Raw genomic sequence first — 14,725 nt, forward strand, 5'->3', positions numbered from 1 at the left:
CGTCGCCCGGGGGCGGCGGCCGGATCGTCGATTTTGGAGACAGGGAGAGCCGGCTCCTAGGCGCGTCACTGGGGTGCAGTGCCCGCTGGCACGAACGGATGGGCCTCCTTGGACCGCCGGCTTCGCATCGCACACGGACCTTGGCTGATCAACAGCGGCAAGCTGGTCAGCGGCGACCGGAACGCCGATGCGCCGATATCGGCGTACCCATCAATCAGGGCACCCGCGCGTGCGGGGTCTTCCGGCTCGGCCAGACTTCCTCCGCCGTCGCGGTCCATTTGCGCAAGGAACTAGGCAATCGCAGTGCAGCCGCTACCATCGGTTCCAGCTTGGAATCGACTGCCCAGATGAACCGCACTTCGTTCCTGTTCTCCGCGGGCACCCCGATGGCGGCACGTTGCCGTGAGTATCCGTGGGCAACGTCACCCCTCGGGGAACCGCATACGTGGGACTCGGCTTTGCAGACCCTGGTGCCGATCATCCTGGCGTCCAACCAGCCGATGTTTGTCGCTTGGGGCGATTCCCGGACGCTCATCTACAACGATGCGTATGCCGAGATCCTTGCAGATAAGCATCCTGACGCGCTGGGGAAGGATCTTCTGGATGTCCTCCACGAAATCAGGGACGCCATCCTCCCGATCGTGCAGCAAGCGTACGCAGGCGTGCCTGTCCAGATGGACGAGATCGAGGTGTGGCTGGAGCGGCGCGGGTACCGCGAGGAAACTCACTTCTCGTTCTTCTATTCCCCGGTCCGGGACGCGCAAGGGGATATCGGCGGCTTCTTCTGCGCGTGCAATGAAACCACCGCGCAAGTTTTCGCGGAGCGGCGGATTGCGCAGAGCGAGGCCCACCATCGTGGCGTCCTGGAGAACATGGACGAAGGGTTCACCCTCTTCGATCGCGACTTCACGATTCTCGAGGTAAACCCGACGGCCCTGCGATTGGTCGGACTGAGCCGCGAGCAGATGGTCGGCCAGAACCATTGGGAGCTTTTCCCGGGCACTCGGGACGGCGTCGTCGAGACGCTCTACCGACGGGTTCTCGCCGAGCAGCGACCGCTTCTGCTGGAGCACCTCTACAGCTTCCCGGACGGCCGCGAGGTCTGGTTCGAGCTGCGCGCGTTTCCCGTCGGGGACGGCTTGGCGGCCCTCTACCGTGACGTCACGGACAGAAAGCTGGCCGAGCAGGAGCTACGGGAGGCCAATAAGCGCAAAGACGAGTTCCTCCCGATGCTCGCCCACGAGCTGCGCAACCCACTGGCACCGATCCGCGCAGCCGCGGACGTGCTTGCGATGCCGTCCACCGACGAGGCGCGCATCAGGAGGACCAGCGAGATCATTTCGCGCCAGGTCAAGCATATGACGAGCCTGGTCGACGATCTGCTCGACGTCTCACGCGTCACGCGCGGCCTGGTGGTGCTTGAGAAAGAGCGGCTGAGCCTGAAGTGGGCCGCTTCGACCGCGATCGAACAGGTTCGCCCGCTGATCGAAGCCCGCAAGCACCATCTGACCTTGCAATCGCCCCCCGGCAACGCGGACGTCTCCGGCGATCCCAAGCGCCTCGTGCAGGTGCTGACCAACCTGCTCAACAACGCCGCCAAGTTCACGCCCGAAGGCGGCCACATCGTGCTGACGATCGAGGCCGAGGCCGATAAGGTCTCGATTAGCGTCGCCGATGACGGCATCGGCATGTCGCCAGACATGGCTCGCCGAGCGTTTGCGCTGTTCTCCCAAGCCGAGCGGACCTCCGACCGCAGCCAGGGCGGTCTCGGCATCGGGCTGGCCCTGGTCAAGAGCCTGGTGGAGCTACACGACGGTACCGTGACGGCCACCAGCGCGGGGTCGGGTACTGGCAGCCGCTTCACCGTCTGCCTGCCAAGGCAGCCGGACGAGCCGAGCCGGGCACGTCACGTGGACGATGGGACGCCTAACGCTCCATCCGAAAAGCTGCGCGTGCTGATCGTCGACGACAACCAGGACGCGGCGACCATGTTGGAGATGTTCCTGGAGGCCTCCGGACACACTGTGATGACCGAGCATGGATCCCGGCAGGGACTCGAACGCGCACTGGCCGACCAACCCGATGTGTGCCTGCTCGACATCGGCCTTCCCGACATGGATGGCAATGAGCTGGCGCGGCGGCTGCGGGCTAGACCGGAGATGGAGGACACCGTGCTCATCGCCGTGACGGGATACGGCCAGGATTCTGATCGCCAGAGCACGGCGGCAGCCGGGTTCGACCATCACTTGGTCAAGCCGATTGATCCACTGGTGCTGACCAGGATCCTCGCCACCGCAAAGCCGCGATAGTTGGGGCGACGTCCGCTTTGGGTCGGAAGCAGACCCATTCCCCGCCAATCATTCTGGCTCGCCCGTCCCTATCGGCAGACAGAGTTCAGCGGTGCGGGGCCATCGCCCCCCGCACGATCGCCCTGCAGCGTCTACAAGGCTCTTGACATGCCCAGGGCGCGGCCCAACGCTCAGCGCGATGAAGATCGATATTGAGAGCCTCAGCCTTCGCGAGCTGAATTCCCTGCTAGCCGCGGCCGAGCAAAGGAAAAAGCTGTTGGGCACCCGCCGACCTCTCGCCGTTGTTCGCAAAGAGCTAACCGCGTTTGCCGTCTCTCAGGGTTACGCGATCGAAGAATTCGTCGAGTTTCACCCTGCTTCCCCGGTCGCCAAGCATTCCCGACGACCGCGGAAGCGATTGAAGGTCCCGGCGAAGTACCGCGATCCCAACAACAAGCGAAATACCTGGTCTGGCCGCGGCCGAATGCCGCGATGGCTCGCCGACCGGACGAAGCGCGGCCAGAGTGCTACAGACTTCCTCATACCTGGATTGGGTCAGCCGACTGCAAAGAAGAGCGGCACAATCGGCAGAAAATCTGTATTCAAACAAGGCGGAGGTCCGGGCACCTAGCTGTCTGTCACGGCGACACCGAACGGTCTGACTGCAGTGCAGGGCTATGAATCGCAACCGCTTTCGGCCAGGAACGGGCGCGGAGCGAACTAATCCCGAAATCGCGCCTGAAAGCCAGCCCTCTAGGAGGAGGCCCCTTATGTTTCAGGTAATCCCTTGACGGACAGCGACGCCGCGCTCTGCTGCGCTATTCTGCGGCGATGACCGCTGCCCATTCGCTTCGACTTTCGATGCTGCTTGTGCTCGGTGGCTGCACCGCCGCGACACCCGCCCCAGTGGCTACCGAAATTCCGCCCGCGACCGCAGTTGTCTCGCCCGCGACGAAAACGCCCGCTGTTCCCGAAACCTGCGTCGATCTCGATGCCTGCGTAAAGCGGTTGCGCTTTCTCGCGCTGAGGGCCGATGAATACAACTCCCTCGACGCTTCCGATCAAGCGTTGATCGAGCGTATGAGCACGGTAAAAGGCGCGACCGCTCGACTGGTTTCCTTGCTTGCCGATCCGGACAAAGACGTCGCAGAACTTGCTGCGGCAGCCCTGAGCAACACTCCCAACATCGATCCCGTCTATCTGCCGCAAGTCAAAGCCGGACTGGATCGCAAGCTCGGCTGGCTGCCCCGGGCGCTCGGCCGCATGGACAGCGACGAGGCCGCTCGCGAGGCAGTGGCGCGCTTCCTCGTGTCAGAAGATGCCCCCGCCAATCAGGAGAACTTTGCCGTTAAGTTGTCCGGCCGGCGAGCGCTCCCGTGGATCGTGAAGCATGCACGCTGCAAGCCTGCCTGTGGCGAGAACGACATCTACTTGCTTGCGGCCGCGCTCAAGGAAATGGGCAACGAGCGCGGCGAGGCAGCGCCAGCTTTGATGGATATCGCCGAATCGCCGTCGAGTTCGACGACGGTGGCCCAGGGTGCACTCCAACTGGTCGCGGCGTTGGAGAAGGATGGCCTCGCCGCCGAAGCGCGGCTCGTGGCGCTATCGCGCACGCGTCCCGAGCTGAAGCACAGCGTCGACCTCGCGTTGATTGGCACTCACTCTGAACTTGCGGGAGACATACTTGCGTCGTCCCTGGGCCCGGAAAGTGACCCTGTCGCCCTCCGCGATGTGGCTGTCTTGGGCCGAGCAGGCCGTTCGGCCGGTCCCAAGGTCGTGGAGCTGCTGCACGCCCCCGACTGGGAGCTGCGCATTGCAGCAGCGACTGCGCTTGGCGAGATAGGCTACGAACCTGCCATCCCGCTCCTGGCCAAAGTCGCGCAGGATCCTACCGACGTGCGCCTTCAGTGGGTCGCCGTGCGCGCGCTTGGCCGGTTGCGCGCGATCGATGCGCGACCGGAGCTCGCGCGATTGGCCCGCGACCATTGGTATCCACCGGTACGCGAAGCGGCAGTCGCGGCGCTAGAAGAGCTTGCCTTGCCCCCAGCCGCGCCCGATGCGGACAACGCCGAACGCCGCGCCATCGATCGGTTCTGGAGCTGGTCGCATATGGGATCAACTGCCGCCGAGTGCGAACGCGTGACCGTCGAATCTCGCGAGATGCCCGGCACGCTGGATGGCAGTACTGATTCCGAACGCATCCAGCTCATGTCGCTTGCGTACCCGAAACTGGCGCGCTATGCGCCTCCGCCGCCACCGCCCGAACCGGGTCTCAGGCCAACGGAACGCGCGAAAGCGCCGACCACGGAAATGACGGTGCCGGACGTCGCGCTACGCCTCGATGACGGCTGGCTGGTTGGAACCAGCGAGGGAGAATGGGGCGGCGATCTGGTGTTCGTCCAAGACGGAAACCGAACCAAGGTGATCGCCACCCACAACGTAACGGGCATACACCGGCTTGGCTCACGGGTGGTGGTTTTGTCCGGCCTCGCCCATCTGACGGCGAACCGCGGCGCGGCTTTCGAACTTGTCCGTAAGGATAAGGATTGGAGACTCCAGCCCTGGCGTGGATTGCCAGCGGCTCCGCTCGGAAATTCGATGACCGCATCCGGCGAATTGCTCGTGCAGACTGCCGGCGGTGGCACGCTCCTGATCGCGCCAAATGGCACGATGCGCATGGCGCCCTGCTCGCGCTAGTGGTTGTGAATTAGGGCGACAGAGAACAGGTTGAGCCTTCAGCACTAGGCGTGACTTTGGTGCGCATGCTGCCACTTCGGTCGATGTCCGCGTCGGGTTGGAAGCCGACGTCGACCGGTGAGCGCCCGCGGGCTGATCAGCCACAATTGGAATCGTGACGCAGCGCAATTAGCGCAGGCAGTGGGTCACGACGAGCACGCGTTTCGCCAGCTCGAGTGCCTTCTGAGCTGACTGGTCGATGTGATCGTCAAACAGTCAACATGTGCTTTTAGTGTCCAGTAGCTTCAGATGCGACTGCCCCGCAAGATCACGCACGAGGTGGAATGCGCCGTTAGCTAGCCGGCCACACTTGACCTCGTCGAAATCGTGTTCCTTCGATCTCTTCTTCCGAAGATTTTCAAGCTCATCGCACTGCTCCCCGCGCATCAGCATCGTGGCCGGGAGGTTGCTCGTGCCGCGCTAGAAGGAATCTAGGTTCGCGTCGGCATCGCCGGTGGTACCTTCCCCACGGGGGCGTGCCTGGCACAAAAGGATGTCGGTGACGCGTAACGCAGTGAAACGGGGCGAAGAAGGAATGAGCGAGAACTGGTTTTACCAGGCCGGCGGCAAGGCGCGTGCGTCCACATTGGACGGGCTGATCGGCCTGATGCGAAATGGCCTCATCGATTCACACACCCCTGTCTGGCAGGAGGGCTTTGCGAACTGGAAGCCGCTGGGCGAAGCGCTGCCCGAGATTGCGGGGAGCGGTGCCGCGGTACCCCCGCCGCACATGCCGCCGGTGGACCGGCCGGCCCGACTCCCGCACGAGGACCCGTTTCGGTCAGAGTCTGTCACGGCAGCGGCGAGTCCGGCGTTGCCCAAGCTTGCGGTCGAGGACGATGGTTGGCAGGACACGAGCCCACATCCGTGGCGCCGCTACTTCGCGCGCATGATCGACATTACAGTCTTCAGCGCGTCGGTGGGCCTGCTGCTGGGCTCGGTGCTCGCGACGGTGGCCCCTGCGCTGCACGAGAAGATCTTCTACGACATGATCGGAGACAACCGCGCCGCCGATGCGATCTTCTCGACGCTCATCGTGGTTCCGGTTCTGGCGCTGCTGACGGGGCTGTTCGGCACTTCGCTGGGCAAGTTCTTCATGGGCGTGCGCCTGACGCTCCTCGACGGCCGGCCGATCGGCGTTCCGGCGGCATTCGGACGTGAGTTTTCCGTCTACTTCCGCGGCCTCGGCCTCGGCATCCCGCTGGTGGTCCTGTTAACCCTCGTGTCGAGCCACAACCGGCTGAAGACCGACGGGGTCGCTCCGTGGGATCGCGACCGGCCGTGGGTGGTGACCTATCGCCCGGACGGGGCGGTCCAGGTGCTGCTCGTGATTACCGGGCTCGTCATCTGGGCCGCGGTTTTCGGCTTCATTTTGACGCTGTAGTGGCAATGTATCTGCGAGGCGAGCAAGGCCCGCGCGATGCCGCGGAAGTGGAGGCTGCGTTCTGTCGAGGCGAGCTCAGCCCACGCACGATGTCCTGGATGGAGGGCGAGCCGCGCTGGCAATCGCTGGAGCGTCGTTTCGTGCCGGTTAGGCGCGGCAGTGCTCGCGGCGTGGTCCTTTCGCTGGCGCTGGCCTTGTTCGCGACCGCCGGCCTGCTCGTGCCGTCCCACCTCGGCGACCAGCTTCCGTTCGAGATGCAGGGCTTCGATGCGTGGGCTGCTACAGCGGCGGTGACGGGCGCGATCGCGATGGTGGCGCTGCTGGCCTACATGCGAAAGCCTGACGCCCAGACACGGCCGAGGACCGCGGCCGCGGGTGGACTGCTGGCGCTACTCATCGCGGTTGATGCCATTCTGCTGCTGAGTGCACACGAGCTGCAGTCCGCTCGTGAGGCCATGCCCGACGCAGAGATGTCCGTCCAGGACGGCATCGTCACCATCAGGGGCGAAATTGGGCCGAACTTCGCCCGCGACCTTCATCGCCTGCGCAAGGGCGCCGGACCCATCGAGCGCATCGACATCGACAGCCATGGCGGCCTCGTCGACCAGGCGCTTCTCGTGGCCGATCAGCTGAAGGCCTGGTTGATTCCTGTCCGGGTGACCGGCACCTGCGCGAGTGCGTGCGCGATCGTCTGGTCGGGCGCTCGCCAGCGCGAGATGGTCGCCGATGCCGTGGTGGGCCTGCACTTGGGTTCACTGATCGACGGGGTCTCCACCGAGTTCCAGTCGATGTCTCTGCGCACGACCGAGCCGATGACACAGGCGGCGCTCAAGGAAGCCGGCTTCAGCGCCCGGCTGCTGAAGGCGAGGAGCGACACGCCGGCCGACGGCATGCACTGGGTTTCAGCTTACGAGCTCATGCAGGAGGGCGTGAGGTTTCGCCCGGTGGACGCGCGCGGGCTCGATGCCTCGCACGAGGCGGTCTTGCTGATGGGCGATGCCCTGCGGCGCGACGAGAGCATGCCCGCTGTCAGACGCCTGCTCATGGCCTATGCGCAGGCGCGCCCCGAGGATGTCATCGATACGGTCAAGCGGCTGCGCGCCGCGCAGCTCGAGGGCGATGCTGCTGCGGTCGCCCGCGAGGGCGCGGAGCTCGTAGTTGGCGCGCGGCTGCACGCCTTTGCCCACGCTCCCGGCGACGACGTCGTCCAGTGGGGACGCGAAATCATCGGACAGCTGGGCAAGGTGCTGGACGAACGCGACGAGAATGCCTGCAGCACGTATCTGGCAGTTTCCGAGGAGCCGGACCCGGAGGCCAACGCCCGCAGGTTCGCTGCCATTGCCCGGCTAATGGAGTCGGCCGTGGACGGGATCGCTGATGCGCCGAGTGCGTGGGATCGCAGTAGCACGCAGGCGGTGGTAACACCGCACTATGCGCGCCAAGCGCTCACGGCCCGCACTGACGACATCGAAGCCTGGCCGCCGCTGTCGAGGTGCCGGATGCTCCACGACGTCTACGTCGAGCTCGTGCAATTGCCGACCGATCGTGCGGCAGCGGGCATCCGGCTCATGGAAGGCGTGCAGTAGGCGCAGGCGCCGCGGTGGGCCCACCACCGACCGCGACGGGCCCTTCTCCGGCCCACTGGGACTTACGGTGCTCTCGCCTGCGCGTCCCGATCGGGTTAATCGTTAATACCTGTCTGAGCTGACCGCTTCGCCGTTGCTAACCAGATCCGCTGACGAGCGCTTTCACTCAGTGCTAGCGGAAGCGCGCGCACTGACGTTCAGAGGTTCGACGGTTGAGCGTACTCTGGGCAGGGCGACCAGCAGTCGCCGGCTCCTGTGGAACATGACACCACGCTCCAGCGGACGTGGCGCCTACAACCTCGGCTGATCGGACCAGCGATGAACGGCAATTCGTGCTCCAACTGCTCCTCGGCCGAGGATCTGTACTTCGTCACTATCGGGAGCCCAGGCGGCGACTTACCGGGGCGCGCCCTCCTCTACTGCCCCCGCTGCCGGGCCACGAATCAGCATCAGGTCGACATCAGCTGGCCCCTGGCGCTGCTGACGCCCGGCACGTTCCTGCAGCTGTACAGAACCGGCAAGACCGAGTCCGATCCGCGGCAGGCCGTCCGCATCGTGTTTGGCCCCGGCCACGACTGGATCTCAACCGAAGCTGGAGACATCCTCGAGCGGCGCAGACTCGGCGAGTAACTCGTTCTCGGCCCAAGTGCTGAATCCCTGCGCGTGACGATGCAGTGCACTGGTCCTTTAACCCCGCTCGGCTTCCAGCTACGTTCCGTATGTGGACTCCAAACGGAACTGGAACATGCGCGCCATCCTGGCTGCTTTAACTCTTGCCGCCCTGATTCCATCGGCCGGCCTTGCGCAACGCACGCAGCTGATCGCTGTACCAACACTTATGCAGGTCGAGGGGGACGAACGACCCGTTGAACTGGAGTCGGCGCTGCTCACCGTGGAGCCGGCGGCAGGCATGGCCCGCACGACGATCGAGATGGAATTTCGCAACCCGAACTCGCGGGTGCTCGAAGGCAACCTGCAGTTCCCGCTCCAGCCCGGCCAACAGGTGGTCGGTTTCGCACTCGACGTCGGCGGACGCATGCGCGAAGCCGTCCCGGTCGAGAAGGAACGCGGCCGGCAGGTTTTCGAGGCGATCGAGCGCGAGGGCGTCGACCCGGGACTTCTGGAGCAGACCCAGGGCGAGTTCTTCCGGCTGCGCGTCTACCCATTCGCTCCCGGCGGCACGCGCCGGGTCCGAGTCGAACTCGTCGAGCCACTGAAGCAGATCGAGGGCGCTTCCGCCGTCACGCTGCCGCTGGCCTTCGCCGCTCGCTTGGAGAACCTCGAGTTGCGCGCGCGCAGTGCGCAGGCGCCGCGCGTTGACGGTGTGCCGGGAAACCCCAAGGCCGCGCCCGCCTCGGCCGGCCTGCATCGTTTTGTGCTCAGCCGCGCATCGATAGGCTCCAGCCGCGGTGTAACCCTCCTCTTTCCGTCCAGCCCAGCGCCTGCCGTGCAGGTGCAGTCTCATGGCGGCGAGCGGTACTTCGTTGCCGAGGTGCCCGTGGACGTAAAGTCCCGCCCGCGCGCCCTGCCCGCCCGCATCGGTCTGGTCTGGGACAGCTCCATGTCCGGCGCCAAGCGCGCACACGATCTCGAGCTCGCATTGCTCGATCGCTATTTCGCGTCGGCACGCACCCTCGACGTGGACCTCATTCGCCTGCGCAACGTCGCCGAGCCCGCGCGCCGCTTCCGAATCGAGGGCGGGAACTGGTCCGAGCTGCGCCGCGAACTGGAGTCCACCGTTTACGACGGCGCCACGAGCACCGACGGCTGGGCGCCCGACGCGTCGGTCCCCGAATACCTGCTCTTCAGCGACGGGCTCTTCAACTACGGTCAGGCGCCCTTCCCGGGCTTCGGGGCAGGTCAGCGCCTGTACGCCGTGCAGGCCGGCGCGGCGGGCGACAGCACGCGTCTGGCTGGGCTCGCACACGCACGCCACGGGCGGCTGGTGCGGCTCGACAGCCGCAAGGACCTCGACGACGCCGCGCGCGACCTACTGCACGAACAGACGCGCCTGGTTGCTGTCTAGGGTGCGGGCGCCGCCGACCTGCGGGCCGAGTCGCCTTTCCCAATCGGTGGGCGCCTGCGCATCGCAGGCCGCCTTCTCGAGGCCGATCCGCGGCTGGTGCTGCTGATGAGCGGCCCGGACGGTCGAACGACGACCGAGGTCGCCCTCCCCGCGCCGGTCGAGGGCAGCATGGCCGCCTGGCTCTGGGCGCACTACCAGATGGCCCAACTGCAGGCCGACCCCGAACGACGCCGCGCAGCGATCAGCCGCCTCGGGGTCGAGTTCGGCCTGGTCACGCCGCAGACGTCGCTGATCGTGCTCGAGAACGCTAGCGACTACGCCCGTCACGGCATCGCGCCACCTGCCGAGCTCCGCGACGAGGTGGCGGCCCTTACGCGGGAACTCGAGAAGACCAAGGTCCAGAGCCAAACGGCGCGGCTTGAACGCGTTGCCGAGCAGTGGCGCGATCGCATCACCTGGTGGGAGACACGCTTCCCGAAGGACGCGCCGCGGGCGCGCGCCAAACCGGTCGCCGCCTTCGCCATGCCCCCGCCGCCCGCCGCATCGCCAGTGATCGTCGACGACCCGACTTCGATGGACGGGCCCGCGCCACAGCGTTCGCTCGCACCCGCAGCCCGTGCTGCGCCCCCGCCGATGGAGATGGCGGCCGCCGCGTCAGCGGATGAGTCGACCACGCTGGACAGCATCCAGGTGACGGGCAGCCGGATGTCTGATGAGGAAATCGCAGCGATGCGCGCTGACGCCGGCGTCGCGACGATCAGCCTTCAGCCTTGGCAGCCAGACTCGCCGGTCGCGCGGCGACTCCGCGCTGCGGCTCCGGACACCGTCTACGCACTGTACCTGGACGAGCGGGAGCGTGCGACGCAGGGGACGGCGTTCTACCTCGACGTGGCTGACATCCTCTTCGCGAAAAAGCAGCCTGAGCTCGCGCTGCGGGTGCTCTCCAACCTTGCGGAGATGCAGCTCGAAGACCGCCACATCCTGCGCGTACTCGGCTACCGGCTGATGCAGGCAGGCCGCGCCGATCTGGCGGTTCCCGTGCTCGAGCGGGTGCTCGCGATCGGCGGCGAAGAACCGCAGAGCTATAGCGACCTCGCGCTCGCCCACGCGGCGCTCGGCCACCACCAGCGGGCGGTCGACCTACTGCACGAGATCGTGCTCCGCGACTGGGATGGTCGCTTCGAAGACATCGAGATCACTTCACTTGCCGAGCTCAACGCTCTGGCAGCGACTGCGCCGGTGGCCGTCGACACCAGTCGGGTCGATCCGCGGTTTCTGCGCAACCTGCCAGTGGGGCTCCGCGCTGTGCTGTCGTGGGACACAGACAACTCCGACATGGACCTGCACGTCACCGACCCCAACGGAGAGGAAGCCTTCTACAGCCATCCGGACACCTATCAGGGGGGGCGGCTGTCGGATGACTACACCGGCGGGTACGGCCCGGAGGAGTTCGTGCTGCGCGACCCCAAGCCTGGGAAGTACAAGGTGGAGGCGGTGTACTTCGGCGATGACCAGCAGATTGTGACGGGCGCGCCGACGCTCAGTCTGTGGCTGAGCACCGACTTCGGCACCGCACGCCAGCAGGATCAGCGCGTGACCGTCCGGCTGCTCGAGAAGAAGGACAAGATTCTCGTGGGTGAGTTCGAGGTGCGCGCACCTAGCGCCGCCCCGTAAGCCGGGGGACATGCTGCGAGCTGCACGGCTGTGCCGCTGAGCGCGTCCGCGTGCTCTCGCGCCTAACAGGTTGATCGCGCACCAGCCCACGCAGTCCGCTGCGGTGGGAGCGTATCGCGGCTATGCACGGCCCGAGGTCTGTTAGACGATCGGGTTATTGGGACGGATCAGAACCACAGCTCGGCACAGCTCCTGACGGACTGAGCTTGAACGAGGCGCTGCTCGCCCGGTCCCAGAACGCCTTGAACACAGCGTGCTCCGTATCTCCGCGCAACAGCTCGCCCGGCTCCAGGAAACGATAGAGCGCCGCAAGCGAGCGGACTTCAAAGGGCGATACACGGCGCAGGACATGCTCCGGCCCGAGTTGCTCGGGGCCATCGAGGCCCGCCGCGCATAACAGGTGCTGCAAGGCATGCAGCGTGTTGTAATGAAACTGGTAAACCCGTGTCGCTTTGTCGGGCACGTCCAGTGCTTTGGACCGCGACGCATCCTGCGTCGCCACACCCGTTGGACAGCGGTCCGTGTGGCAGCTCTGCGCCTGGATGCATCCGAGCGCGAACATGAAGCCCCGTCCGGAGTTGCACCAGTCCGCGCCCATCGCCAAGGTGCGCGCAATGTCGAACGCGCTGACGATCTTGCCGGCGGCGCCAATGCAGATCTGGTCGCGTAGGTTGAGCCCGACGAGGGTGTTGTGGACCAGCATCAGCGCCTCCTGCATCGGCAGGCCGACGTGGTCGATGAACTCCACCGGGGCCGCGCCGGTTCCGCCCTCGGCACCATCGACAACGATGAAGTCCGGCAGCAGCCCCGTCTCCTGCATCGCCTTCGCAATGGCAAACCACTCCCACGGGTGGCCGACCGCCAGCTTGAAGCCGACCGGCTTGCCGCCTGTGAGATCGCGCAGGCGGTCGACGAACTGGAGCAGGCCGACCGGCGTTGAGAACTCCGAGTGCCAGGCTGGCGACACGCAGTCGATGCCGACCGGCACGCCGCGCGTCGCGGCTATTTCAGGGCTGACCTTCGAGCCAGGCAGCACGCCGCCGTGCCCGGGCTTCGCGCCCTGCGACAGCTTCAGCTCGATCATCTTCACCTGCGGAAACTGCGCGTTCGCGGCGAAACGCTCGGGACTGAAGCGGCCTTGCTCGTCGCGACAGCCGAAGTACCCCGAGCCGATTTCCCAGACCAGGTCGCCGCCGGGCCTGACGTGGTACGGCGAGATCGAACCCTCACCGGTGTCGTGGTAGAAGCCGCCGCGTTTGGCGCCCTCGTTGAGCGCGAGGATCGCGTTCGAGGAGAGCGCACCAAAGCTCATCGCCGAGATGTTGAATACGCTCGCCGAATAGGGCTGGCTCGTGCGGGCGCCGCCCACGTTGACGCGAAAATCGTGCGTTTGGATTGAGGTGGGCATCATCGAGTGGTTGATCCACTCGTAGTCGGTCGCGTACACGTCCTGCAACGTGCCAAACGGGCGCGTGTCCAGCACGGACTTCGAGCGCTGGTAGACCAGCGCGCGCTGCTGACGCGAGAACGGCACTTCGGCCGTGTCCGAGTCGATGAAGTACTGCCGCATTTCAGGGCCGATTGCCTCCAGCCCGTAGCGGAAGTGTCCCAGCAACGGGTAATTACGCAGCAGGGTGCTCCGGCGCTGGAACAGGTCATGCGTTCCGACCAGTGCCAAGCCTCCGAAAGCTGCCGCTCCCCAGAACCACGCGGGACTCCAGATCGCGAGTACCACGCACGCGAAGGTGAGCACGATGCTCGCGATATAGGCGGCGTAACGAGACATCTGATCCCCGACAGTGCGTATGCAACTCCCGGAATCCCGCGGCGCCGAGCGGCGTAGCTCGACCTCTTGACCCGGTACGCCGGAAGAGTAAAGTGATCTCAGGCGAACGGACAGACCGACCGCCACTCAACCGTGAGGGATTCTCATGGACTTCGATTACCTGGTCTTCATTGGCCGTTTCGAGCCGTTCCACAACGGCCACGCTGCCGTCGCCCGCCATGCATTGGCCCGCGCCCGCAAGTTGATTTTCCTCGTCGGCTCGGCCGACACCCCCCGCACGACAAAGAACCCCTGGACGGTTGCCGAGCGCGCCGTGATGATCCAGGCCGCCTTGCCTGACGTCGGCGAGCGCATTGTCATTCGACCGCTGCGTGACCGTCTCTACAACGAGGCGCTCTGGGTTGCGGACGTCCAGCGCACTGTTGCTGAAGCGATCAAGGCCGATGGCGGGGACACCACGGCCCGGGTAGGCCTGGTCGGCATGGACAAGGACGCCTCGAGCTACTACCTGCGCGAGTTCCCGCAGTGGCCACTCGTGGATGTGCGGCATGTGGAGACCCTCTCAGCCACCGAACTGCGCTGCTACCTGTTCGAGGCGAACCAGGTCGATAGCCACGGCGCGCTGATGCTGATTCGCGGCAACGTGCCCGGCCCGGTGTACGACATGCTCGACGCGTTCCGCCGCAACTCCCCGGCGTTCCGCCAGCTGGTGGCCGAGCACGAGTTCATCAAGACCTACCGCGCCGCGTGGGCCGATGCGCCGTATGCACCCACGTTTGTGACGACCGATGCGGTCGTCGTGCACAGCGGCCACGTGCTGCTGGTGCGCCGCCGGGCCGAGCCAGGCAAGGGTTTGTGGGCGCTGCCAGGCGGGTTCGTCGGCCAGCACGAGGCGATCTTCGATGCCTGCCTTCGCGAATTGCGCGAAGAGACCCGGCTCAAGGTGCCGGCTCCGGTCCTTCGTGGCTCGCTGAAGGGGCAGCAGGTGTTTGACCACCCTGACCGTAGCCAGCGTGGCCGGACCATCACGCATGCGTTCCACTTCGACTTCCCTGTCGGGGACCTCCCGCCCGTGAAAGGCGGCGACGACGCCGACAAGGCCCGGTGGATCCCGGTCAGCGAGGCGCTGGAGATGGGCACGCAGCTGTTCGAGGACCACCTGCACATTCTCGAGTTCTTCCTGGGCCGCGGCTAACCGGCCTACCCCGCCGGCGGACAGACCGCCGGCTTCCCACGACGCGAAGG

Annotated in this window: 10 protein-coding genes; 9 read left to right on the top strand and 1 reads right to left on the bottom strand. The window is 65.8% G+C overall.

The window, feature by feature from the left end; all coding sequences use genetic code 11:
• Window positions 1–140 precede the first annotated feature (140 nt).
• From ACFFGH_RS32460 to ACFFGH_RS32495, 8 genes are all read left to right on the top strand, one after another.
• Window positions 141–2,309: a hybrid sensor histidine kinase/response regulator gene (locus tag ACFFGH_RS32460; RefSeq protein WP_386676706.1), complete on the top strand. Its 2,169-nt coding sequence runs from the start codon at window positions 141–143 to the stop codon at window positions 2,307–2,309.
• A 178-nt stretch (window positions 2,310–2,487) separates the two neighbouring features.
• Window positions 2,488–2,919: an H-NS histone family protein gene (locus ACFFGH_RS32465; protein WP_386676708.1), complete on the top strand. Its 432-nt coding sequence runs from the start codon at window positions 2,488–2,490 to the stop codon at window positions 2,917–2,919.
• Between the two features lie 200 nt (window positions 2,920–3,119).
• Entirely contained in the window at window positions 3,120–4,985 is a 1,866-nt protein-coding gene (locus ACFFGH_RS32470) for a HEAT repeat domain-containing protein (RefSeq protein ID WP_386676710.1), read from the top strand.
• Between the two features lie 574 nt (window positions 4,986–5,559).
• A complete protein-coding gene (locus tag ACFFGH_RS32475) occupies window positions 5,560–6,408 on the top strand; it encodes an RDD family protein (RefSeq protein WP_386676712.1) in 849 nt (282 codons plus the stop codon).
• Between the two features lie 98 nt (window positions 6,409–6,506).
• On the top strand, window positions 6,507–7,994 hold the full coding sequence (locus ACFFGH_RS32480) for a hypothetical protein (RefSeq protein ID WP_386676714.1): 1,488 nt from the start codon (window positions 6,507–6,509) through the stop codon (window positions 7,992–7,994).
• Window positions 7,995–8,312: 318 nt separating this feature from the next.
• Window positions 8,313–8,624: a hypothetical protein gene (locus tag ACFFGH_RS32485; protein ID WP_386676716.1), complete on the top strand. Its 312-nt coding sequence runs from the start codon at window positions 8,313–8,315 to the stop codon at window positions 8,622–8,624.
• Between the two features lie 91 nt (window positions 8,625–8,715).
• The gene (locus ACFFGH_RS32490) at window positions 8,716–10,020 is read left to right on the top strand and encodes a VIT domain-containing protein (protein ID WP_386676718.1); all 1,305 of its coding nucleotides are present in this window, start codon (window positions 8,716–8,718) and stop codon (window positions 10,018–10,020) included.
• 105 nt (window positions 10,021–10,125) lie between these two features.
• The gene (locus ACFFGH_RS32495; RefSeq protein WP_386676720.1) at window positions 10,126–11,694 is read left to right on the top strand and encodes a DUF2135 domain-containing protein; all 1,569 of its coding nucleotides are present in this window, start codon (window positions 10,126–10,128) and stop codon (window positions 11,692–11,694) included.
• A 154-nt stretch (window positions 11,695–11,848) separates the two neighbouring features.
• Here ACFFGH_RS32495 and ACFFGH_RS32500 read toward each other — a convergent pair whose 3' ends face one another.
• Window positions 11,849–13,480, bottom strand: a complete 1,632-nt coding sequence (locus tag ACFFGH_RS32500; RefSeq protein WP_386676722.1) for an FMN-binding glutamate synthase family protein — start codon at window positions 13,478–13,480, stop codon at window positions 11,849–11,851.
• A gap of 145 nt (window positions 13,481–13,625) precedes the next feature.
• Between ACFFGH_RS32500 and ACFFGH_RS32505 the strand changes: the two genes are divergently transcribed.
• On the top strand, window positions 13,626–14,675 hold the full coding sequence (locus tag ACFFGH_RS32505; RefSeq protein WP_386676724.1) for a bifunctional nicotinamide-nucleotide adenylyltransferase/Nudix hydroxylase: 1,050 nt from the start codon (window positions 13,626–13,628) through the stop codon (window positions 14,673–14,675).
• Window positions 14,676–14,725 lie beyond the last annotated feature (50 nt).

Source organism: Lysobacter korlensis, assembly GCF_042434515.1.